The sequence below is a fragment of the Cryptosporangium phraense genome, assembly GCF_006912135.1.
GTDB classification, from domain to species: domain Bacteria; phylum Actinomycetota; class Actinomycetes; order Mycobacteriales; family Cryptosporangiaceae; genus Cryptosporangium; species Cryptosporangium phraense.
Map to the genome: position 1 here is coordinate 163770 of NZ_VIRS01000020.1, position 22121 is coordinate 185890.

A 22121-nucleotide genomic window follows, 5' to 3' on the forward strand; every position below is an offset into this window, starting at 1 on the left:
GATCGCCCCGTGAGCAAGAAGGAGCCGCTGCGTCAGCGCATCGTCGAGGTCACGCTCGGCCTGCTCGCCTCGGGCGGACGATCGGCGGTCACGACCCGCGCGGTGGCCGCCGCCGCCGAGACCCAGCCGCACTCGATCTACCGGCTGTTCGGCGACATGGACGGGCTCCTGGACGCGGTGGCCGGGCACGGCTTCCAGGTCTTCCTCGATCGGAAGAGCGGCCGGGAGCCGCTGGCCGACCCGGTCGACGACCTTCGCCGCGGGTGGGACCTCGTCATCGAGTTCGCGGTGGCCGAGCCGGCGCTGTTCGCGCTGCTCTACGGCGAACCCGGCCGGGGTGCGCAGACCGAGGCGTTCCGGGCCGGGATCACGGTGCTGCGGAACATGATCGGCCGGGTCGCGGCCGGCGGCCGCCTCCGGGTGAGCGAATCGATGGCGGTCGCGGTGATCAACGCCTCGGCCCGCGGGGCCGCCCTGACCTGGCTCTCCACGCCTCCCGAGGACCGCGACGAGCAGTTCCTCGACATCATGCGGTCGCAGGCGATCGACGCTCTGGTGGGGCCGTCGGCCGCGCCGGCGACCGGCGGGCCGGCCTCGGCCGCCCGCGCGGTGCTCGCCTCGCTGCCGGGCCTGCCGGTCATCTCGGACGTCGAACGCCCGCTCTTCGCCGACTGGCTCCGCCGGGTCGCCGGCGACTGACGCGGTTGCACACCCCCAGCCGGCGAGGGTGGGCGGCCGGCCGACGCGGACGAGCGGGACGACACGGCGGTCACCACCGCGGGCCGGCCGCGGACGCGACCGGCCCGGCCGGGCTGGCGTGAGGCTAGAAGTCTTCGTCGAAGGAGACGGATCCTCCGACCGCGACCTGATACGCGGAGACGCGGCGCTCGAAGAAGTTCGAGAGCTCCTGGACGTCCTGCAGGTCCATGAACCCGAACGGGTTGCCCGAGCCGTACCGGGGCGGCAGGCCGAGCTGCCCGAGCCGGCGGTCGGCGACGTGCTGCAGGTACTCGCGGACGTCGGCCAGCGACAGGCCGGGGACGCCGCGGCCGACGAGGTCCTCGGCGAACTGGACCTCGCACTCGACGGCCTCGGCGACCATCTCGCCGACCTGGGCCGCGAGATCGTCGTCGAAGAGGCCGGGTTCCTCGCGCCGGACGGTCTCCACGACGTCGAACGCGAACGCCATGTGCATCGATTCGTCGCGGAACACCCAGTTCGTGCCGGACGCGAGGCCGTGCAGCAGGCCGCGCGAGCGGAGGAAGTAGACGTAGGCGAACGCGCCGTAGAAGAACAGGCCCTCGATGCAGGCGGCGAAGCAGATCAGGTTGAGCAGGAACGCGCGCCGGTCGTCGCGGGTGCGCAACGCGGTGAGGTCGCCGAGGGAGTCGATCCAGCGGAAGCAGAACTCGGCCTTCCGGGCGATCGACGGGATGTTCTCCACCGCGGCGAACGCTTCGAAGCGCTCCTGCTCGTCGGGGACGTAGGTGTCGAGCAGGTTCAGATAGAACTGGACGTGGACGGCCTCCTCGAACAGCTGCCTCGAGAGGTAGAGCCGCCCCTCCGGCGAGTTGACGTGCTGATACAGGTTGAGCACGAGGTTGTTGGCGACGATCGTGTCGCCGGTGGCGAAGAACGCGACGAGCCTCGAGACCAGGTGGCGCTCGGCGGCGCTCAGCGTGGCCAGGTCGGCGAGGTCGCTGTGCAGGTCGACCTCCTCGACGGTCCAGGTGTTCTTGATCGCGTCCCGGAAACGGTCGAAGAAGTGCGGGTAGCGCATGGGACGCAGGGTGAGGTCCATGCCGGGGTCGAGGAGCATTACTGGCAGGCCTCGCAGGACTCGGGGTTCTCGAGCGAGCAGGCTTCCGCGGTCACGGTCGCCTGCTGGATGCGGGTGGCCGGGCGGGAGCGCAGGTAGTACGTGCTCTTGAGGCCGGACTTCCAGGCGTAGCTGTACATCGAGGACAGTTTGCCGATCGTCGGCGAGGCCAGGAACAGGTTCAGCGACTGGGACTGGTCGACGAACGGGGCGCGGGCCGCGGCCAGGTCGATCAGCGCGCGCTGGGGCAGTTCCCAGGCGGTGCGGAAGACCCGTTTGACGTCGTCGGGCAGCTGGGGGAGGCCCTGGACCGAGCCGTCGGCCCGTTTGATCGCGTTCCGGACCTCGGCGGTCCACAGTCCGCGGGCCTTGAGTTCGCCGACCAGCGCGGTGTTGACCTGGAGGAACTCGCCGGACAGGGTCTCGCGCTTGAACAGGTTCGAGACCTGGGGCTCGATGCACTCGTAGCAGCCGGCGATGCTCGCGATCGTGGCCGTCGGGGCGATCGCGATCAGCAGCGCGTTGCGCAGGCCGGTGCGGGCGACCCGGGCCCGGAGCGCGTCCCAGCGGGGGCCGTGCGTCGGCACGCCCCACAGGTCGGGCTGCAGGTCGCCTCGGGCCGCGCGGGTGTCGGCGAAGGCCGGGTGGGCGCCGTGCTGCTCGGCCAGCCCGGCGGAGGTCTCCAGCGCGGTCAGGTAGATCTCCTCGGCTATTTTCCGCGAGAGGTCGCCGGCGCCGGCCGAGTCGAACGGGAGCCTCAGAGCGAAGAACACGTCCTGCAGGCCCATGACCCCGAGCCCGACCGGGCGCCAGCGCGGGTTGCTCCGGGCCGCCTCGGGCGTCGGGTAGTAGTTGATGTCGATGACGCGGTCGAGGAACGTGACCGCGGTGCGCACGGTCTCCCGCAGCCGGGCCCAGTCGAGGTCGGGCCCGTTCAGGTGCGCGGCCAGGTTCACCGAGCCGAGGTTGCAGACCGCGGTCTCATCGTCGCTGGAGACCTCGATGATCTCGGTGCACAGATTGGACAGGTGCACGACGTTGCCGGGCCTGGCCGTCTGATTGGCCAGGCGGTTGCTCGCGTCCTTGAACGTCATCCAGCCGTTGCCGGTCTGGGCCAGCGTCCGCATCATCTTGCCGTAGAGATCGCGGGCCTTGACCTGCCGCACGTACCGCTGCGCGGCTTCGGCGGCCTCGTAGGCGCGGTCGAAGTCCTCGCCCCACAGGTCGGGGAGTTCCGGGCACTCGTCCGGGTCGAACAGCGACCAGACGCCGTCGTCCTCGACCCGGCGCATGAACAGGTCGGGGATCCAGTTCGCCAGGTTGAGGTTGTGGGTGCGCCGGGCGTCCTCGCCGGTGTTGTCGCGCAGCTCGAGGAACTCCTCGACGTCGGGGTGCCACGGCTCGAGGTAGACGCAGGCCGCGCCCTTGCGGCGTCCGCCCTGGTTGACCGCGGCGACACTCGCGTCGAGCGTGCGCAGGAACGGGACGATGCCGTTGGACCGGCCGTTGGTGCCCCGGATCAGGGCACCCCGGCCGCGCACGCGGGAGAAGCCGATGCCGATGCCGCCGGCGAACTTGGAGAGGTTCGCCACCTGGGCGTAGCGCTGGTAGATCGAGTCGAGTTCGTCGCGTGGGGAGTCGACCAGGTAGCAGGACGACATCTGGGTGTGCCGGGTGCCGGAGTTGAACAAGGTAGGTGAGCTGGGCAGATAGGCGAGGCCGGCGATCAGCCGGTAGAAGTCCGTCGCTTCGGTCGCGGTGCGGGCCAGCCCGCAGGCGACCCGGAGCAGCCAGTACTGCGGGGTCTCCACCACGAGGCGGGCGTGCGGGTGGCGCAGCAGATAGCGGTCGGCCACCGTGCGGAGGCCGAAATACTCGAAGCGCAGATCGTTGGACTCGTCGATCGCGTCGTCGAGCTCCCGGGCGTGCGCGGACACGAACGCCGCGGTCTCGTCGCCGATCAGGCCCTCGGCGTGGCCGACGGCGATCGACCGGCTGAAGCTCGTGATGCCCTGCTCCCGCACCTCCCGGTGCAGGTGGGCGGCGAGCAGCCGGGCCGCCAGCCGGGAGTACTGCGGCTCCTCGCCGATCAGCTCGGCCGCGGTGCGGATCGTCAGCTGGTCCAGCTCGGCGGTGGTGGCTCCGTCGTACAGTCCGCGCAGCGTCCGGGTGGCGACCCGCGTCGGGTCGACGTCCGGCAGATCCTCGGCCCAGCGTTCGACGGTGTCGACGATCGTGCCGACGTCGATGGGCCCGTCTTTCCGGGCGGTGGGGGCCTCGGTGGTCGTCACACGTTCTCCTCGCGAGTGTGTCGTCGAGGTCCGGGCACGCGAGGGGAACGCCGGGCACGCGTCGGTGCGTGGTGGCGTCGGCCGTCCCGCGCGGCCTCGGACCGCCGGACCGTCCGGCCCGGCGCGCTGGCAGGTCTTCGGACTCGTGGGCGGTACTACTCGCTCCTACTGGCCGTCGCTTCCCAGGCTCGTGGAGCCCAGTGCGTGATGACGGCGGTCGTTCCCACTCACCGCTGCGGGGCAGTCCCGGATCTCCACCGGGTTCCCTGTTGCCACGACCGCCCTGGCGGGACGGTCGAACCAGCTGCGGTTGACACCATATCTAGGTCCGCCTCAGAAGTCACACACAACATCTCGTGTTTTTCTACGCCTGCTTGGCTCGGGTGGTCGCGTCCGCGACTGCCTGGGGTGCGGTCCGCCGGGGTCGTCCGCTCGTCCGCGTCGGTGGGCCGCCCACCCTCGCCGGCTGGGGGTGTGCAACGCGTCGGGTAGCGTCCGCGTTCGTGGAGGGCTGGGCGGGGGCGGCGGCCGGCTTCGCCGCCGGTCTGCTGATCGCGATCGTGACGACGCCGGTCGGCGTGTCCGGTGCGGTGTTCCTGCTGCCGGTCCAGCTGAGCGTCCTGCAGGTGCCGAGCCCGGCCGTGACCCCGACGAATCTGTTGTTCAACGTGGTGGCCGGTCCGGGGGCGCTGCTCCGCTACGCCCGGGCGGGTCAGCTGAACGGCCCGCTGACCCGTCGGCTGCTGGCCGGGACGGTGCCCGGCGTGGCCGTCGGGGCGACCGTCCGGGTGTTCCTGCTGCCCGGGGCGACCGTCTTCAAGCTCGTCGCGGCGGGTGTGCTGGTGCCGCTCGGAGTGTGGCTCTGCCTCCGCACGGTGCGGCCGTCGCCGCCGACGGACGCGCCCGTGCGCCGGGTGGCGCTGCTGGCGTTCGTCGTCGGTGTCGTCGGCGGGATCTACGGCATCGGCGGCGGGTCGATCATGGGCCCGATCCTGGTCGGCCGAGGCCAGCCGGTCTCGCTGGTGGCCCCGGCCGCGCTGGCCTCGACGTTCGCCGCGTCGCTGAGCGGCGCGCTGGTCTACGCCGGGCTGGCGCTGACGACCTCGGTGAGTGCGGCGCCGCACTGGACGCTGGGCCTGCTGGCCGGTCTGGGGGGCCTGGTCGGTGGATACGTGGGCGCGCTGGTGCAGCCGCGACTGCCCGAGAACGGTCTGCGACTCCTGCTGGGCGTCACTGCGACCGCGGTCGGCGTCCTCTACGCGGCCGAGTCGTGGCCGCGGCCTACGTGAAAGACTCTGGAGCAGTCGGCCGAGGTGGGCGAGAAGGACGGCGTCACCCTGACGGGCCCAGTCGGGCTGGAGAAGACGCTCGCGTAGGGCTCCGGCTGGGGCAACGTGGCCGCGCGCTACACGGCGGCGGTGTCGTGACCGCGGACCCGGGAGCCGCGGTGGGGGCCGCGACCGGCGCGGCCCAGCGGGCCGCCGGGGTGATCGCCGCGCGCCGGCGCGGCGCCGAGGCGCGGCTGGGGTCCTTTCCGGACGAGGCCGCCACGCGCATGACATCTGTCAGGGATGTGGGTGACAAGCGGTAGACGGGGCGGGGGCCCACGGTCCCTAGCGTTGTCCACATGGACACGAACGATTCCCCGGCCTACACCGGCAAGAACGGCGCGCGGTGGTACGTCTCGCTGTTGGGCGGCACCAAGCGGCGCGGCCGCTGGCCGGTGCCCACGGACATGCGCGTGCTCGGCACGCTCGGCGGCGCCAACCTCGACCTCTGCGAGACCGACCTGCCGCCCGGGCCGCTGACGCTGACCAAGGTGAGCCTGATCGGCGGGGTGTCGCTCCGGGTGCCCGCCAACGTCGAGGTCGAGGCGGAGGGTGTGCGCATCTTCGGCGGCGTCCGGATCGAGCCGGGCGCGGCGACCGGGCCGGACACCGTGCGGCTGAAGGTGCGCGAGTACAGCCTCATCGGCGGGGTGCACGTCCAGCGGGGCTGAGGGTTACAGACCGACCTTGCCGGTGGACCAGTAGGGCTTGGTGGTGATCGCGCGACGGGGCACGCGGCCGGTGTCGGCGAGGAGTCGGCGCTGCCGCTGGATCGACTGGGCGTGGCCGAGCAGTATCGCCCCGTCGAACGCGTCGTCCGTGTGTTCCAGGCAGTCCCGCAGGGGGTCGCCCGGTGAGGCCCCGGCCGGAACGAACCGGTGGCGGGGCCACCGAGGCGTCGAGGGTGCCGAGCGAACAGAGGTCCCCGAGGTACAACCGCCGCCCCGCGACCTCCCGTAAGCCCCGATGCCGCCCGGCCCACACCGAGACCGAGGTTGAGGCGCACAGGGTGCGTAGCCAAGCCTTCTGGGGGGAGCGGGCCAGCGAGCGCTCGGATTCACAGTGGCGGTCGGAGGACGCCCCCGGCTTACCCGGGATCCCGGCCAACCGCTCCGGGCCGAGGCGCCGACAGGCGGCCCACCCCGGTAGCGCTAGCGCACACCGGGCGCCGGGCTCACGTCCGCGCCACCGGCCGTCGCCGGATCTACCTCAGCGGCCTCCGAGCCGACGCCGACCCACCCAAGACCATGAAGAACCCGAACTGCCTCACGCACCCACGTGAATCCCCGGCCGCCGCAACGGATCGGGCTCGGCTTCGCGCAGAATCTCCCGGGTCACCGGCGCCGTATCGCCCCGCCCCAACAGGAAATACCGAACCATGTGCACCAGCGGACTCCCCTCGGCCCAGGCGAAATAGCAGTGCGGCCGCACGCCGGTCGTGTCCCGCAGAGCGAGCAGGATCGCCGCGATCGCGTTCGGCGCGGCCGGTGCGGCGGCCCGCAACACGCGATGCCCCTCGACCTCCACACCGTGCACCGCCAGCGTGTCGCTGAAGCTCGACGGATCGATCACGTCGATCTCCAGGAAGATCACGTCCGCGCTGCCCGGCACCGGGTTGTCGCCGCGCTGCTCGCGCTCCTTCTCCGTGTACTCGGCGCCGTCGCCGGCCTGGCGACGGTTCGCGATCAGGTTGATCCGGCCGTCGTGGGCGAGCGTGTCGGTGACGAACTGCCGGGCGGTGTCGTCGAACGTGATGCGGTCGGCCCGCAGCTCGGTCGTGCGCGACACCCGGGAGATCAGCGAGATCACGATGATGCCGGCGATGAACAGGCCCGAGATCGCCAGCCCGTCGGGCTTCTCGATGACGTTGTCGACCAGCGCGTAGAGCAGCACCGCGGTGAGCACCCCGAACCCGACCCCGGGCAGGCGCTGCCGCCGCCGCACCGCCGACGCGGTGACCGCGAACGAACCCGACACCATCATCGCCAGGATGCCGGTCGCGTACGCACCGGCCTGCGCGTCGACGTCGGCGCCGAACGCGATCGTGATCAGGACGCTGATCGCGGTGTAGACGAGCACGACCGGCCGCACCGCCCGGCCCCACTCCGGCGCCATGCCGTACCCGGGCAGGTAGCGCGGCACGATGTTCACCAGACCGGCCATCGCCGACGCACCGGCGAACCACAGGATCAGCACCGTGCTCACGTCGTAGACGGTGCCGAACGCCTCGCCGAGCTTCTCGTGCGCCAGCCAGGCCAGCGCGCGCCCGTTCGCCGCCCCGCCCTCGTCGAACTCGGCCTCCGGAATCAGGATCGTCGTCACGAAGCTGCTGGCCAGCAGGTACACGCTCATGATCAGCGCGGCGGAGGTCAAGAGCTTGCGGGCGTTGCGGATCCGCGACCGCAGCCGCTGCTCCGGATCGCTCCCGTCCGCGGCGATCAGCGGCATCATGCTGACCCCGGTCTCGAACCCCGACAGGCCCAGCACGAGCGCCGGGAACGCCAGCACCGCCGGGACGGCCAGGTCCGCGAACGCGTTCCCGCTCCCGTCGGTCAGCCGGCTCGTCCACGTCGACCAGGCCCCGTCCGTCGTGACGACGTCCACCAGACCGACGACGACGATGACGGCGTTGAGCCCGAGGAACGTCGCCACCAGAGGGATCGCGACGCTGACGGCCTCGCTGAAGCCGAGCAGGAACACCCCACCGAGGATCAGCAGCAGCACGACGGTGAGCGCGACCGCGTGCCCGTGCAGCGCGTCGGGCACGTGCGGGTTTTCCAGGACGTGCAGGCTGGCGTCCGCGCCGGACAGCGTGATCGTGATGATCCACGACGTGCAGACGAACCCGAGCAGGATCAGCACGAAGATCTTGCCGCGCCAGAACGGCAGCAGCTCCTCGAGCATCGCCACCGACCCCGCGCCGTGCGGGCTCTCCTTGGCCACGCGCCGGTACATCGGCAGCATCCCCAGCAGTGTCAGCGCCACGATCAGCAGCGTCGCCAGCGGGGACACCGCGCCGGCGGCCGTCGCCGCGATCGCGGGCACGTAGGCGAGGCTGGAGAAGTAGTCGACGCCGGTCAGGCACATGACCTTCCACCAGGCGTGCTGCTCGGAGCTCGCCTCCCCGGCGGCCGGGCCGACCGGCTGCACCTGGTGCTCGAGCAACCAGCGCGCCGGGCCGCTGCTGGGCGGGGAGGGCGACGCCGGAGTGTCGACCACCGCCGGTACGGCGTATTCGACCGGCACGGTTTCCTCGGACACCGGGCGATCCTCCGTGTCGCTAGGGTTCGGTCGTGACAATTGTTCTCCCTGCGTCCGTCGAAACCTTTCTCGCCCGGCCGAATCCGGCCGTCATGGCCACGCTGGCCAAGGACGGGCGGCCGGTGACCGTCGCGACCTGGTTCCTGTTCGAGGACGATGGTCGGATCCTCGTCAACCTGGACGCGCGTCGGGTCCGCCTGGCCCACCTCCGGCGCGACCCGCGCTTCGCGCTCGACGTGCTCGACTTCCCGAACTGGGGCTCCCACGTCGCCCTGCAACTGCACGTCACCGACATCACCGACGACGCCGGCCTGGCCGACATCGACGCCCTGGCGACGCACTACACGGGCAACCCGTACCCCGACCGTGAACACCCACGGGTCAGCGTCCGCGCCGAGATCACGGCCTTCCACGGCTGGGGCGAGTTCCTCGCCTAACTCGCCAGGAGCGTCGTCATCGTCCGGACGGTGGTGGCGATCGCGTCGCGGGCCGGCGACAGGTACTTGCGCGGGTCGACGAGGGCCGGGTCGGCGGCCAGGGTCTCGCGCACGGCGCCGGTGAACGCGGTGTTCAGGGCCGTACCGATGTTGATCTTGACCATGCCGGCCTTCACCGCGGCGGTGAGCTCCTCGTCCGGGACGCCGGACGAGCCGTGCAGCACCAGCGGCACCGCGATCGCGTCGCGGAGGGCGGCGATCAGGTCGTGGTCGAGGCGCGCGGTGCGGCTGGTCATCGCGTGCGAGCTGCCGACCGCGACGGCCAGCGCGTCGACGCCCGTGGCCGCGGTGTAGCGGGCGGCCTCGGCCGGGTCGGTCCGCACGCCCGGGGCGTGCGGGTCGCCGGCCTTGCCGCCGACCTCGCCGAGCTCGCTCTCGACCCACAGGCCCTGCGCGTGCAGACGCTCGACCGCGGCGGCGGTGGCGGCCACGTTCTCGTCGTAGGGGAGCTTCGAGGCGTCGACCATGACCGACGAGAACCCGTGGGCGGCGGCCTGGTCGACGAGCGCGCTGTCCTTGACGTGGTCGAGGTGCAGCGCGACTCCGACGCCGGCGGTCGCGGCGATCGCGGCCGACGCGGCGGCGATCGGGGCCAGACGGTCGCCGTGGAACTTCACCGCGTTCTCGCTGATCTGCAGGATCACCGGGAGACCGGCGGCCTCGGCGCCGGCGACGATCGCCTCGGCGTGCTCGATCAAGATGACGTTGAAGGCCGGGATCGCGCGTCCGGCGGCGCGGGCGTCGGCGACCAGGACTCCGGTGGGGACCAGCATGCTCAGCGCTCCGATCGGAGGGGAGCCGCGACGGTCGTCGCGGGGAGGGGTGGGGCGTCGCCGGCGGTCGGGACCACGGTGACGGTCGGGCGGAATCGGTCGGCGAGCGCGAGGTCGGCCGCGCCGGCCACCGGGGAGGCCACGGCGGCGGCGGACAGGGCCACCGCGTCGGCGAGGAGCTCGGGCCAGGGGGTGCGGTCGCGGAGCCCGCGGGCCAGCGCGGCGACGGCCGCGTCGCCGGCTCCGGTCGGGTTGCCGTGCACGACCTCGGGCGGCCGCGCGTGCCACCCGCCGTCGCTGGTCACCGCCACCAGGCCGTCCGGCCCGGCCGACGCCACGACCACCTCGGCGCCCAGGGCCCGCGCCGCCGCGGCCGCCTCCGGCACCCCGCCGTTCGCTCCGGTCGACGTCAGAAGGGCGGCCAGTTCTTCGGCATTGGGCTTGATCAGGGTCGGTCCGGCCTCGATGCCCGCCCGAAGCGGCTCGCCGCTCGCGTCCAGAATCGTCGGAACACCGGCCCGTCGGGCGTCCGTAACAAGCACTGCGTAAGCGTCCGAAGGGAGACCTCGGGGCAGCGAACCGGACAGCACCAGGACGCGCGCCTCCGGCAGGAGAGCGGCGAACCGGCGGCGGAACGCGTCCCACTCGGCCGAGGTGACCTCCGGGCCGGGCTCCCAGAAGCCGGTCGCGCCGCGGCCGTCGGCGACGGCGAGCGTGCGGCGGGTCTCGCCGGCGATCGGTTCGAACGCGGCCGGGACGCCGTCGGCGGCGAGCAGGCGCGCGATCCGCGCACCGGTGTCACCACCGAGCAGGCCGGTCGCGAGCACCGGCTCGCCCAGCGCGTGCAGCACACGCGCGACGTTCACCCCTTTGCCCCCGGCGCGCTCCTCGGGCGGGCCGACCCGGTGCGTACCGTGCGGGACGAGCGAATCCACGCGGTAGGTGACGTCGAGCGCCGCGTTGAGCGTCACTGTAAGGATCGTTCCTTGCGCGACTATGCTCGATTCGCTCATGTAACGAATGTAAACGATCATCAGGAGCGCGCTGATGCCAGTCGCAGATCTCGACGTGTTGGTCGTCGGCGACGCCAACCCCGACCTGGTGCTCCGCGGTGACGTCGTGCCGCGGTTCGGGCAGGTCGAGCAGCTGCTGACCGACGCCGACCTGGTGCTCGGGGGTTCGGCGGCGATCACCGCGTCGGGGTGCGCGCGGCTGGGCCTGCGGACCGCGCTGCTCGCGCGGGTCGGCGACGACGTGTTCGGGTCGGTGACGCGCGGCTGGCTCGCCGACCGCGGGGTCCGGCTCGAGAGCCCGCGGCCGGCCGCGGGGGAGCCGACCGGCCTGTCGGTGATCCTGTCCGGTCCGGACGACCGGTCGATCCTGACGCTCCCGGGGACGATTCCGACGCTTACGCCGGACGACGTGTCGGACGATCTGCTGGCCCGGACGCGTCACCTGCACGTGGCCTCAGTGTTCCTGCAGCCGGCGCTGGCCGCGGGGCTCGCCGACGTGCTGACGCGGGCCCGGGCGGCCGGCGTGACGACGTCGGTGGACACGAACTGGGACCCGTCGGAGAAGTGGGAGGGGATCCGGTCGGTGCTCGCGGTGACCGACGTGTTCCTGCCGAACACGGCCGAGTTGCTGGCCGTGACCGGGGAGGCGTCGGCCGAGGCGGCGGCCGCGTCGCTGGTGGCGGCCGGGACGACGGTCGTACTCAAGGACGGCGCCCGGGGCGGGCGCGTGTGGGCGCCGGAGGGGGAGTTCGCGGCGCCGAGCCTCGCGGTCCCGGTCGTCGACACGACCGGGGCCGGCGACAGCTTCAACGCGGGCTTCCTGGCCGCACGGCTCGGCGGGGCGTCGCTGGAGGAAGCGGTGGCGTGGGCGGCGGCGGCCGGGTCGCTGAGCACGAGGGCCCCCGGCGGCACCGCCGCCCAGGCAACGGCGCCCGAACTCCGCGAGGCGCTCACCACCCACTGACCGCTTGCCTCGCGGAGCGCCTGCCGCAGCACGCGGCGCTCCGCGGATTGACGGGAACTCGGCCTTTGGGGCGGCGGCGGAGCGCCGCTTTCCCGACAATCCGCGAAGGCGCGGCCCGCGCACCGCGCAGCAGCCCCCGCCGCGCCGCGCCGTGGCGCCGTGCCGCTCCGCGGATTGACGGGAACTCGGCGCTTGGGGTGGCTGCTGAAGGCCCGCTTTCCCGTCAATCCGCGCGTGAACCGCCCGCTGCCCACACCGCGCTGCGTCGGCCCGCGCTGCGTCGGCCCGCGCTGCGCCGCGAGTTGACCGGAAACCGGCCCTTCAGCGGCCGCGGAAGGCCCGCTTTCTCGCGAATCCGCGCAGCGCGCGAATCCGCGCAGCGCGCGCGGACCCTCCGCGCGCCCCCGCCGCGCAGACCCCGCCGCGCAGATGCCGTCACGCCGACGCAGACGCGAAGACGCGCAGACGCCTCCACGCACACCCCGCCGCGCGGACGCCTCCACGCACACCCCGCCGCGCGGACCCTCCGCGCAGATGCCGCCGCGCGGACGCCTCCGCGCACACCCCGCCGCGCGGACCCTCCGGACAGATGCCGCCGCGCCGACGCAGACGCAGCCCTCTCGGCGCGGACGCCTCCGCGCGGGCGCCTCCGGGCGGCGGGCGGGCTACCCCTTCAGCCCGCTGAACGTCATCGTCGCGATGAACCGCCGTTGGGCAAACAGGAACGCGACGATCAGCGGAACCGTCGCGATCACGTTCCCGGCCATCAGCTGTCCCCACTCCGTCCGCCGCATCCCCTGGAACGACGCCAGCCCCACCTGCAGCGTGTACTTCTCGTCGTCGGTGATCGCGATCAGCGGCCACAGCAGGTCGTTCCAGCTCGACAGCAGCGTGAACACGGCCAGCGTGGCCAGCGCCGGCCGGGCCAGCGGCAGCACCACCGACACGAACGTCCGCAGCGCCCCGGCGCCGTCCAGAACGGCCGCCTCCTCCAGCTCCACCGGCAGCGACAGGAAGAACTGCCGCATCAGGAAGATCCCGAACGCCGAGGCCAGCCACGGCACGATCGCCGCCCCCAGCGTGTCCACGATCCCGATCCGCGCGAACATGATGTACGTCGGGATCATCAGCAGCTGGATCGGGATCATCACGGTCGCCAGCACGGCCATGAACGCCAGCCCACGCCCCGGGAATCGCAGCCGCGCGAACCCGTACCCGGCCAGCGAGCACAGCACCAGGTGCGACACGACGGTCACCGCCGACACGAACACCGTGTTGAAGAACCACCGCACGATGTGCGATTCGGAGAACAGCTTGGAGTACCCGTCCAGGTGCAGGCCGTGCGGGATGAAGTCCGGCGGCAGCTGGGTGATCTGCGCCTCCGGCATCAGCGACGTCAGCACCATCTGGACGAGCGGCAGCACGAACAGCAGCGCCAGCGGCATCAAGAGCAGGTGCCACGGAGAGAACGGCAATTTGCGCCTCAAAACGCCTCCGATCCCCGGCGCCGGTTGTAGATGATCACCGCGGCCGTCAGCAGCAGCGTCACCACGAACAGCAGGTACGCCAGCGCCGCCCCGTACCCGAGCCGCCGGGTCTGGAACGCCAGCTCGTACACGTAGTACACGACGGTCTGGGTCGTGTTCAGCGGCCCGCCCCTCGTCGTGGTGTAGATCAGGTCGAACAACTGCAGCGCGGTGATCGTCTGCCAGACCGTCGCGAAGACGGTGACCGGCCGCAGGTGCGGCAGCGTCACGTGCCGGAAGACCCGCCACGGCCCGGCGCCGTCGACGACGGCCGCCTCCACCAATTCCGACGGGATGTCCTGCAGCGCCGCCAGGTACAGCACGGTGGTGAACCCCACCTCACCCCACAGAGCAATGACGACGAGCGTGAGCAGCGCCTGGCTCGGGCTCTCGAGGAACTGCTGCGCGGGCAGCCCGAGGTGGCGGAGTGCGGCGTTGACGATGCCGAACTGCGGGCTGAACACGTACCCGGCCAGGATCCCGGTCGCCGCCGCCGACGCGACGTACGGGACGAAGATGCACGTCCGGTAGAACGCGATGAACCGGATCTTGCGGTTCAGGGCCACCGCGATCAGGATGCCGAGCACGATCGAGCCCGGCACGAACGTCACGGTGAGCAGCAGTGTCTGCCGGGCCGCGTCCAACGCGCCGGGGTCGTCGGCCAGGCGCGAATAGTTCCGCCACCCCACGTCGGTCGCGGGCGCGACGCCGTTCCATTTCGTCCGCGAAATGAAGAATGCCCAGACGGCGGGGAACACGGAGAGGCCGAGCACGATGACGGTGGCCGGGCCGGCGAAGGCCCAGCCGGTGAGCGCGCGGCGGACGGCGCGGCCGCGCGGCGGCCGGTTCGCGGCGACGGGCGGACGACGCCCGCCGACCGCGAACCGGGGTGGTGTCGCGACGCTCACGGTCAGGAGTCCTCGAGCGCGCCGGCCGACTGCTTCGCGGCCGCGTCGAGCGCCTCCTTGGGCTGGGCCTTGCCCTGCAGCACCTTGGCGATCGCGTCGCCGACCGTGCGGGACATGTCCTCGTACCCGGCGAGCGTCGGGCGGGCCTGCTTGGCGTTCTTCAGGTTGTCGAAGAACTTCTGCCCGCCCGGGTACTGCTTGACGTAGGCGGTGAACTGCGGCGTGCTCTGCTCGGACGTGCGCAGCGGCAGGTTACCGATCGACAGGTTCCACTTCGCGTCGGTCTCCTTGCTGGTCAGCCACTTGAGGAAGTCGCGGGTGGCACCGGCCCGGTTCGGGTCGTCGTGGTTGAACGCGACCCAGAGGTCGGGGCCGGAGACCGTCTCATGGTTGCCGTTGTAGCCGGGCAACTGCACGACGCCGTAGTTCGTCTTGTGGTTGGCCAGCTCGAGCATCTCCCAGGGGCCGGACATGATCATGCCGATCCGGCCGCTCCAGAACAGCGGGCTGTACTTCTCGTCGGTCTGGTCGAGGTACATCGACTTGTCGTCGACGGCCATCGCGCGCAGCGTCTCGAGCGCGGCGACGCCGGCGTCGCTGTTGAACGCGGGCTTCTTGCCGTCGAGGATCTTCCCGCCGTGCTGCCAGAGCAGCGGCCAGAGGTGCCAGGTCGTGTCCTCGCTGCCGGACACCGAGTACGCGCTGCCGTAGAAGTTCTTCGCCGGGTCGTTCAGCTTCTTGGCCGCGGCCCGGAAGTCCTCCCAGCTCCAGTCGTCGGTCGGGTAGGCGAGCTTGGCCGCGTCGAACATCGTCTTGTTGTAGATCAGCGCGATGTTGTCGACGAGCGCCGGGACGCCGATGACCGTGCCGTCGGTGGCGGTCGCGGTCTCGCGGGCCGCGGCCGGGAAGTCGTCCCAGCCGAACGACGGGTCCTTCACGTAGTCGGACAGGTCCTGGGTGCGGCCGCTGTTCGCGAGCTCACCGGCCCAGCTGCCGAACGCGTACGAGACGTCGGGGTAGTTGCCGCCGGTGAAGCCGGCCGAGAGCTTGGTCAGCAGGTCGTCGGTGAGCGTCGCCCCGGCCGACGTCTTCACGGTGACGTTCGGGTGCAGCGTGTGGTACTCGGCGGCGAGCTTCTCGGCGGCCTTCTCGGCCTCGGTGGTCTGGCCGGTCCACCAGGTGATCTCCACGGTGGCCTTGGGGTCGTAGCCCTCGGCGGCGTCCTTGCCGCTGCTGGAGGGCGTCGAGCCCCCGCAACCGGACAGGAACACGGCGGCGCCGACGACGGCGGCCAGGCCGGCCACCGCCCGGCGGCGAGTCGGGGAGTACCTCATCGTTGTACCTCTTCGAGGGGTGGGAGGAGTTGGGCCGGATTATGCTCAGTCACGCACGACCGCACAGCATCCGAGCGAAAACGTGCAGTGTGGATTGCGCGGGTTACCGGAAAGCGTCGCTGGATTCGGTCGCCGCCTGCTCGAGCGCGACGTCGGGATCGGCCTTGCCCTGCAGCACCTTCGCGATCGCCGCGCCGACGTGCCGGGACATCTCGGAGTAGCCGGCCAACGTCGGGCGCGACTTCTTGGCGTTGGCCAGGTTGTCGAAGAACGCCTTCCCGCCCGGGTACTCACCGACGTAGGCGGTGAAGTCCAGCGTGTCCTTCTCGGACGATCGCAGCGGCAGGTTACCGAGTGCGAGGTTGAACCGCGCGTCGACGTCCTTGCTGGTGAGCCACTTGATGAAGTCCCGCGAGGCCCCGGCCCGGTTCGGGTCCCGGTGGTTGAACAGCACCCACAGGTCGGGGCCGGAGACCGTCTGGTGGTCGCCCCGGTAGCCGGGGAGCCGGGTGACGCCGTAGTCGAGGTTGGCGTTCGCGATCTGGAGCAGCTCCCACGGCCCGGACATGATCATCCCGATGTGGCCGCTCCAGAACAGCGGGCTGTACTTCTCGTCGGTCTGGTCGAGGTACATCGACTTGTCGTCGACGGCCATCACGCGCAGGGTCTCCAGCGCGGCGACGCCGGCCGGGCTGTTGAACGAGGGGATCTTGCCCCGCAGGATGTCGCCGCCGTGCTGCCACAGCAGCGGCCACAGGTGCCAGGTCGTGTCCTCGGTGCCGGCGACCGAGTACGCGGTCCCGTAGCGGTCGTTCGCCGGGTCGCTCAGCGTCTTGGCCGCGGCCCGGAAGTCCTCCCAGGACCAGTCGTCGGTGGGGTACGGCAGCTGGGCGTCGTCGAACATCGACTTGTTGTAGATCAGCGCGAGGTTGTCGACGAGCGCCGGGACACCGATGACCTTGCCGTCGATCGTGGTCGCGGTCTGGCGCGCGGACTCCGGGAAGTCGCTCCAGCCGAACGACGGCTGGAGCACGTAGTCGGAGAGGTCCTGGGTCCGTCCGCTGTCGGCGAGTTCGCCGGCCCAGCTGCCGTAGGCGTAGGAGATGTCGGGATAGGTCCCGGCGGTGAACGCGGCCGAGAGCTTGGTCAGCAGGTCGTCGGTGAGCGTCGCCCCGGCCGACGTCTTGATCGTGACGTTCGGGTGCAGCGAGTGGTATTCCGCAGCCAGACGCTCGGCCTTGTCTTCGGATTCCGTGGTCTGGCCGGTCCACCAGGTGAGCGTGACGTCGGCGTCGGGGTCGTACCCCGACGCCGCGTTCTTCGCGTCACCCAGCGGATTCAGCCCGCAGGCCGAGAGCATGACCGCGGCTCCCACGAGAGTCGTCAGTCTCATCGCGAACCGCATGCCCCACACCCGTCATTCCGTTACCAGAGGAACCCCTAGTGAATGACGGACACTCTCTTACCGAAGGCTCTCCGGAATCAAGTCACCGTGGGCGGCGGTCAGCTCGTCGCACAGCTCCCAGATCTGGTCCACGGTGAGCGTCGACGACGTGTTCGGGTCGACCATCGCGGCCTGGCGCACCATGCGCTTGTCGCCGGTGACCGCGGCCTTCACGGTCAGTTCGCCGACGCTCACGAACGGCCGGTTGACTGCCGCGCACTGCGCGGGCAGATCACCCACGTACTCCGGGCGGACGCCGAGCCGGTCGACGACGCACGGCACCTCGACCGCGTAGTCGTCGGGCAGGTTCGTGATGTAACCGTGATTCGCGACGTTGCCGTGGATCCGGCGCATCGTGCCGGTCTCCATGCTGTGGATGACCTGGGGTGCGTACTCGGTCGCCTCGCGGGTCAGGTCGAGCGGCCGGCCGGCCAGGACGTCCGTGCGGACCTGGTGGTACTCGTCGACGTTGTCCTGGCTGATCCGGAGGTAGTCACCGACCGGGATGCGGAGGCGCTCGATCTCGCTGTCGTGGTGCAGGTACCAGGGGACGTACTCGGACGAGTGCTCGCTGGTCTCGGTGGGGAACCAGCCCAGGCGCTGATACATGTCCATGCGGACGCGCCGTCGCAGCTCGGGGTCCTTCTCGATGAGCTCGTCGAGCTTCGGGTACAGGCTCTCGCCGCGGTGCTCCCAGCGGAGCAGCCAGGCCTGGTGGTTGACGCCGGCGCCGAGGTAGTCGACCTCGTCGAGTGGTACGCCGACCAGCTCGCAGAGGTCGTGGACGGTCCAGTAGACCGAGTGGCACAGGCCTACGGCGTTCACGTCCGGGGCGGTCGCGGCCAGGTAGGCGACGTTCATCGCCATCGGATTGGTGTAGTTGAGCAGCCATGCGTCCGGGCAGATCTCGCGCATGTCCCTGGCGATGCCGTCGAGCACCGGGAACGTGCGGAGCGCCCGGAAGATCCCGCCGACGCCCAGGGTGTCGCCGATCGTCTGGCGCAGGCCGTACTTGGCCGGGATCTCGAAGTCGGTCTTCGTGGCCGCGAACATGCCGACCTGGATCGCGTTGATGACGTACTTCGCGTCGTGCAGCGCGGCCCGGCGGTCGAGGCTCGCGGTGATCGTCGGCTTGACGCCGAGCTGGTCGGCGGTTCGGTGCGCGATCGCCTCGGCCGTCTCCAGGCGCTCCGGATCGATGTCGTGCAGGCTCAGCGTGACGTCGCGCAGTTCGTCGAAGGCGAGCAGGTCGGCGAGGAGTTCACGGGTGAAGACGACGCTGCCGGCGCCGAGGAACGTGATCACGGTCATGAGCGATCTTGGTCATCTCGCTCAGAAACGCGCAACCTTTCCGTTCAAACGAACTATTCTGAGTGCTCGTTTCGTCGTCGGGGAGTCGGGATGCCGCGGAGTTCTTTGCGTCGGGCCGAGCGCGTGTCGGCCATTCTGGAGCGGCTCGCCGGCGACGGTTCCGTCGACGCCGGTCTGCTCGCCGACGAGTTCGCCGTCTCGGCCGCGACCATCCGTCGTGACCTGCAGGTCCTCGAGGACCAGAAGCTGCTGTCGAGGACGCACGGCGGCGCGGTGGCCGTCGACGTGGCCTACGAGCTGCCGGTGCGCTACCGGGCCGGGCAGAACCGCGAGGCCAAGGCGGTCGTGGCGCGGCGGGCCGCGGCGCTGCTGCCGAAGGGCCCGCTCACGCTCGGCCTCTCCGGCGGCACGACGACGCATCTGCTGGCTCGATTGCTCGCGGAACGCGTCGATCTCACCGTGGTGACGAACGCGCTGAACATCGCCTCGGAGCTGGCCCTGAGGCCGCGCCTGAAGCTGGTGATGACCGGCGGGGTGTCGCGGACGCAGTCGTACGAGCTGGTCGGGCCGATCGCCGACCGGGCGCTGGAGGGGTTGAACATCCAGATCGCGGTGATCGGCGTGGACGGGATCAGTGCCCGGGGCGGGCTCACCACTCATGACGAGATCGAGGCGCACACCAATGCCTGCATGATCCGGCGGTCGGATCGGGTGATCGTGGTGGCGGACGGGTCGAAGGTGGGGAGGGTGCATCTGGCGGCGATTTGTGCGATCGGCGATGTGTCGGTGTTGGTGACGGACGAGTCGGCGGATGCGGGTGGGGTGGAGGCGATTCGGCGGGCGGGAACGGAGGTGGTGGTCGCTCCGCTCTGAGGTTTTGCGCTCGGGGTTGTGCTTGGTCCCGTGGGTCAGCTCCGTTGCCCGTCTGTTCCGCCCGTGCCCGTGCTGCGTCTTCGCTGTGCAACTCGTCGCTGTGCTGCGCTTTCGTGGTCCGGGTCGCGCGCCCGTGCCTGGGCGGTGGGTATTCGCGGTTGCGTCTTTGGGTCGATGGGCTTGGGCGGCGACGGGCTGGGCCACAGCTCTGGCGCACGTCCCGGACTCACTCCGCCGACGTCCCCGAACGCCCCGAACGCCCGAGGGTTGCACTCACTCCGGGCGCCCGTGGGCTGCACTCGCGCCCCGCGGCCGTGGGCTGCACTCGCGCCCCGCGGCCGTGCGTTGCACTCGTTCCGGGCGCCCGTGGGCTGCGCTCGCGCCCCGCGGCCGTGGGCTGCACTCGCGCCCTGCGCCCGTGCGTTGCACTCATTCCGGGCGCCCGTGGGCTGCGCTCGCGCCCCGCGCCGGGCCGAGCATCCGCCGATTTCGGTGGCGCCGGCCGCCCGCATTGCTGTCCGGTCTTCCGCGGCGGATTCGAGCCTCCGCGTCTGGGCTCCTGGCCCGCGCCTCCCCGAGATTCCGCAAACGGATCGCCCCCGGGCCTTCGCTCTACGCCGCGTGGCCGCGCTCGCGCCGAGTGTCCATGCTCTCGCGCCTGCGCCCTCGGCCTGGTCCAGGCTTCCGAATCCTCGCCGCACCCCTCGACAACCGCACTAGCGCCGACTTCGTGCGCCCGCGCCATCCGCGCGCGCTTGCGGTCCGCATCTCTGCGTCCGCGCCAGCTCTGCGCGCTCGCGCTCTACCCCTTCGCGCCTGCGCCATTCGTGCGTGCTCACGGTCCGTATCTCTGGGTCCGCGTCAGCTCTGCGCGCTCGCTCTCTGCCTCTCCGTGCCTGCGCCATTCGTGCGTGCTCACGGTCCGTATCTCTGGGTCCGCCTCAGCTCTGCGCGCTCGCGTTCTACCTCTCCGCGCCTGCGCCATTCTGCGCGCTTGCGGTCCGCATCTCGGCGTCCCGTTCGGCTGTGCCTCTGCGCGCCCGTACCTCTGCGCCGTGCCGGCGCGCGCCCGTGTGCGCGCGGGTCTCCGTGTGCTCGTGCCGCCGTGCGTCCGGGCCGCTGGGTGTCCGGGTTCGCTCGTCGCCGTGTGGGGCGGCTTTCGGTTGGGGAAGGTGGTCGGGAGCCGTGGTCAGCGGGAGTGGAGGAGCGTTGGGACGGTATCGGCTAGGGCATCCCTGAGGGCCCTCACCGGAGCCGCCTCGAGGCTTCCCTCGTTCCAGAGCAACTGGACGACTCGCTGGGGGCGGACCCCCTCGGTGTCCAGCGGCACCTCGACGGTGCCGGGCGGCGCGATCCCGGCCGGTACCACGGTGACGCCCAGGCCGGCTGCTACCAGGCCGGCGGCGGTCGCCAGGTCCTCGCAGGTGCACGACGGACGTACCGGCACGCCGGCGTCGCGCAGCAGGCGGTCGGTGATCGTCCGCATTCCGTAGCCCTCGGCCATCGCGATGAACGGCTCGTCGGCCAGGGCGGCCAGTCCGATCGACGTATCGGCGGCCCGGGCGTGCGTCGACGGCAGCAGCACCAGCAGGGGTTCGACGCCCAGCACCTGGCCGCCCGGTACCTCGTCCAGCATGGCGACCAGGGCCAGGTCCAGATTGCCGGCCGCCACGTCGGCGGCCAGGTGCTCGGCCCCGCCCTCGGCCAGTTGCAGCGTCACCCTCGGGCGCTGCTCGTGGAACGTCCGGAGCGTCCTCGTGACCAGGTCGGCGCCGAGGACGTGCTGGAACCCCAGGCGGACGAGGCCGGCCTCCGGGTCGACCTCGGCCCGGATCCGGCGGACGGCCTCACCGACGTCGGCCAGCGCGCGCTCGGCGGCGTCGGCCAGCAGCCGGCCGTGCCGGCTGAGGACGATCCCGCGGCCGTGACGCAGCAGGAGCGGGGCTCCGACCTGCGACGACAGCCGGGCCAGGGCACGGCTCAGCGTGGGTTGGGGGACGCCGAGCCGGTGCGCGGCCTCGGTCAGGTGTCCGGTGCGGGCGACGGTCACCAACTCGTGCAGCGGACGGAGAAACTCATGCTCCATGCACATCATTCAACCAGCAACGATGCATTGGACGTATCGGATCGGCTGAGTCACGGTGGAGGGCGTGGCTGATCTGCGTCATCGTCCGGGCTCGGCCGGGTTCCGATCACTGAACATCGCGATGGGGCTGGTCGGGCTGGCCGCGTTCGGGATGCTGTACGCGACCCAGCCGTTGCTGCCCCGGCTGTCGGAGCGGTTCGGGGTGGATGCGACGGCGGCCAGCCTGTCGGTGTCGGTGACGACCGGGGCGTTGGCGGTGCTGGTCGTGCCGGCGACCTGGCTCGGGTCGCGGATCGGGCGGCGGCGGACGATCCGGATCGGGCTCGTCGCGGCGGTCGGGTTGACGCTCGCGTGTGCGGTCGCGCCGACGTTCCCGGTGCTGCTCGGGTTGCGGGCGGCGACCGGGGCCGCGCTGGCGGCGGTGGTCGGGGTGGCGATGGGGCACGTGGCGGCGGAGGTGCATCCGTCCGGGCTGGCCTCGGCGATGGGGTTCTACGTCGCGGGTAACTCGCTGGGTGGGGTGACCGGCCGGTTGGTGGCCTCGGTCGCGGTCGACCTGACCGACTGGCGCTGGGCGCTGGCCGCGCTCGGCGCGCTGGCCCTCGCCTCCACCGCCGCCTTCCTCCGCCTCCTCCCCGCCACCGTCGCCAACATCCCGCCACCCCCACCGGCGCCCGCGACGGCCGCGCCCGT

The 22121-nt window shown here is 71.6% G+C and carries 18 protein-coding genes and 1 riboswitch; of the genes, 7 read left to right on the forward strand and 11 right to left on the reverse strand.

Annotated elements, in window-relative coordinates; genetic code table 11:
- Positions 1-9: 9 nt before the first annotated feature.
- On the forward strand, positions 10-699 hold the full coding sequence (locus tag FL583_RS26565; protein WP_142707552.1) for a TetR/AcrR family transcriptional regulator: 690 nt from the start codon (positions 10-12) through the stop codon (positions 697-699).
- A gap of 124 nt (positions 700-823) precedes the next feature.
- Here the strand turns inward: FL583_RS26565 and FL583_RS26570 are convergent, their stop codons facing one another.
- Both FL583_RS26570 and FL583_RS26575 read right to left on the reverse strand, forming a co-directional pair.
- On the reverse strand, positions 824-1819 hold the full coding sequence (locus FL583_RS26570) for a ribonucleotide-diphosphate reductase subunit beta (protein ID WP_142707553.1): 996 nt from the start codon (positions 1817-1819) through the stop codon (positions 824-826).
- The gene (locus FL583_RS26575; RefSeq protein WP_142707554.1) at positions 1819-4110 is read right to left on the reverse strand and encodes a ribonucleoside-diphosphate reductase subunit alpha; all 2292 of its coding nucleotides are present in this window, start codon (positions 4108-4110) and stop codon (positions 1819-1821) included. The genes FL583_RS26570 and FL583_RS26575 overlap by 1 nt, the downstream gene beginning before the upstream one ends.
- A 125-nt stretch (positions 4111-4235) precedes the next feature.
- A riboswitch (cobalamin riboswitch) is annotated at positions 4236-4415 on the reverse strand.
- Between the two features lie 198 nt (positions 4416-4613).
- Between FL583_RS26575 and FL583_RS26580 the strand changes: the two genes are divergently transcribed.
- Complete coding sequence (locus tag FL583_RS26580; protein ID WP_142707555.1) at positions 4614-5399, forward strand: sulfite exporter TauE/SafE family protein; 786 nt, start codon at positions 4614-4616, stop codon at positions 5397-5399.
- A 338-nt stretch (positions 5400-5737) separates the two neighbouring features.
- Complete coding sequence (locus FL583_RS26585; RefSeq protein WP_142707556.1) at positions 5738-6109, forward strand: hypothetical protein; 372 nt, start codon at positions 5738-5740, stop codon at positions 6107-6109.
- A 595-nt stretch (positions 6110-6704) separates the two neighbouring features.
- On the opposite strand, the gene FL583_RS26590 is transcribed toward FL583_RS26585, so the two are convergent.
- Positions 6705-8699: an APC family permease gene (locus FL583_RS26590; protein WP_205752479.1), complete on the reverse strand. Its 1995-nt coding sequence runs from the start codon at positions 8697-8699 to the stop codon at positions 6705-6707.
- Between the two features lie 92 nt (positions 8700-8791).
- Here FL583_RS26590 and FL583_RS26595 point away from each other — a divergent pair, with 92 nt between their 5' ends.
- Complete coding sequence (locus FL583_RS26595) at positions 8792-9136, forward strand: pyridoxamine 5'-phosphate oxidase family protein (RefSeq protein ID WP_142707580.1); 345 nt, start codon at positions 8792-8794, stop codon at positions 9134-9136.
- On the opposite strand, the gene FL583_RS26600 is transcribed toward FL583_RS26595, so the two are convergent.
- Positions 9133-9969 (reverse strand): class II fructose-bisphosphate aldolase, encoded by an 837-nt coding sequence (locus tag FL583_RS26600; protein ID WP_142707557.1) that lies wholly within the window; start codon positions 9967-9969, stop codon positions 9133-9135. The genes FL583_RS26595 and FL583_RS26600 overlap by 4 nt on opposite strands.
- A gap of 2 nt (positions 9970-9971) precedes the next feature.
- Positions 9972-10982, reverse strand: coding sequence for a 1-phosphofructokinase family hexose kinase (locus tag FL583_RS26605; protein WP_142707558.1), 1011 nt, complete (start codon positions 10980-10982; stop codon positions 9972-9974).
- 34 nt (positions 10983-11016) lie between these two features.
- On the opposite strand from FL583_RS26605, the gene FL583_RS26610 reads away from it, so the two are divergent.
- Positions 11017-11946, forward strand: coding sequence for a carbohydrate kinase family protein (locus FL583_RS26610; RefSeq protein ID WP_142707559.1), 930 nt, complete (start codon positions 11017-11019; stop codon positions 11944-11946).
- 665 nt (positions 11947-12611) lie between these two features.
- Here the strand turns inward: FL583_RS26610 and FL583_RS26615 are convergent.
- The 5 genes from FL583_RS26615 to melA form a co-directional block, all read right to left on the reverse strand.
- On the reverse strand, positions 12612-13433 hold the full coding sequence (locus FL583_RS26615; protein ID WP_240746813.1) for a carbohydrate ABC transporter permease: 822 nt from the start codon (positions 13431-13433) through the stop codon (positions 12612-12614).
- Positions 13430-14380 carry a carbohydrate ABC transporter permease gene (locus FL583_RS26620; protein WP_142707560.1) on the reverse strand — a complete coding sequence of 317 codons (951 nt, stop codon included), beginning with the start codon at positions 14378-14380 and terminating at the stop codon, positions 13430-13432. The genes FL583_RS26615 and FL583_RS26620 overlap by 4 nt, the downstream gene beginning before the upstream one ends.
- A gap of 2 nt (positions 14381-14382) precedes the next feature.
- Positions 14383-15714 carry an ABC transporter substrate-binding protein gene (locus FL583_RS26625; RefSeq protein WP_142707561.1) on the reverse strand — a complete coding sequence of 444 codons (1332 nt, stop codon included), beginning with the start codon at positions 15712-15714 and terminating at the stop codon, positions 14383-14385.
- Positions 15715-15817: 103 nt separating this feature from the next.
- Positions 15818-17107 (reverse strand): ABC transporter substrate-binding protein, encoded by a 1290-nt coding sequence (locus FL583_RS26630; protein ID WP_142707562.1) that lies wholly within the window; start codon positions 17105-17107, stop codon positions 15818-15820.
- 69 nt (positions 17108-17176) lie between these two features.
- Positions 17177-18469 (reverse strand): alpha-glucosidase/alpha-galactosidase, encoded by a 1293-nt coding sequence (gene melA, locus FL583_RS26635; protein WP_142707563.1) that lies wholly within the window; start codon positions 18467-18469, stop codon positions 17177-17179.
- A 90-nt stretch (positions 18470-18559) separates the two neighbouring features.
- On the opposite strand from melA, the gene FL583_RS26640 reads away from it, so the two are divergent.
- On the forward strand, positions 18560-19342 hold the full coding sequence (locus tag FL583_RS26640; RefSeq protein ID WP_142707564.1) for a DeoR/GlpR family DNA-binding transcription regulator: 783 nt from the start codon (positions 18560-18562) through the stop codon (positions 19340-19342).
- Positions 19343-20531: 1189 nt separating this feature from the next.
- Here FL583_RS26640 and FL583_RS26645 read toward each other — a convergent pair.
- The gene (locus FL583_RS26645; RefSeq protein ID WP_170323877.1) at positions 20532-21428 is read right to left on the reverse strand and encodes a LysR family transcriptional regulator; all 897 of its coding nucleotides are present in this window, start codon (positions 21426-21428) and stop codon (positions 20532-20534) included.
- Positions 21429-21492: 64 nt separating this feature from the next.
- Between FL583_RS26645 and FL583_RS26650 the strand changes: the two genes are divergently transcribed.
- Positions 21493-22121, forward strand: a 629-nt coding sequence (locus FL583_RS26650) for an MFS transporter (protein WP_142707566.1), incomplete at its 3' end; no start/stop codon positions are given.

Bases quoted from the DNA above. Each gene is read 5' to 3' on its own strand.
- FL583_RS26625 (WP_142707561.1), bottom strand. From the start codon at position 15,714: ATGAGGTACTCCCCGACTCGCCGCCGGGCGGTGGCCGGCCTGGCCGCC.
- FL583_RS26640 (WP_142707564.1), top strand. From the start codon at position 18,560: ATGCCGCGGAGTTCTTTGCGTCGGGCCGAGCGCGTGTCGGCCATTCTG.
- FL583_RS26610 (WP_142707559.1), top strand. From the start codon at position 11,017: ATGCCAGTCGCAGATCTCGACGTGTTGGTCGTCGGCGACGCCAACCCC.
- FL583_RS26595 (WP_142707580.1), top strand. From the start codon at position 8,792: ATGGCCACGCTGGCCAAGGACGGGCGGCCGGTGACCGTCGCGACCTGG.
- FL583_RS26645 (WP_170323877.1), bottom strand. From the start codon at position 21,428: ATGGAGCATGAGTTTCTCCGTCCGCTGCACGAGTTGGTGACCGTCGCC.
- melA (WP_142707563.1), bottom strand. From the start codon at position 18,469: ATGACCGTGATCACGTTCCTCGGCGCCGGCAGCGTCGTCTTCACCCGT.
- FL583_RS26600 (WP_142707557.1), bottom strand. From the start codon at position 9,969: ATGCTGGTCCCCACCGGAGTCCTGGTCGCCGACGCCCGCGCCGCCGGA.
- FL583_RS26630 (WP_142707562.1), bottom strand. From the start codon at position 17,107: ATGAGACTGACGACTCTCGTGGGAGCCGCGGTCATGCTCTCGGCCTGC.
- FL583_RS26570 (WP_142707553.1), bottom strand. From the start codon at position 1,819: ATGCTCCTCGACCCCGGCATGGACCTCACCCTGCGTCCCATGCGCTAC.
- FL583_RS26605 (WP_142707558.1), bottom strand. From the start codon at position 10,982: ATGAGCGAATCGAGCATAGTCGCGCAAGGAACGATCCTTACAGTGACG.
- FL583_RS26585 (WP_142707556.1), top strand. From the start codon at position 5,738: ATGGACACGAACGATTCCCCGGCCTACACCGGCAAGAACGGCGCGCGG.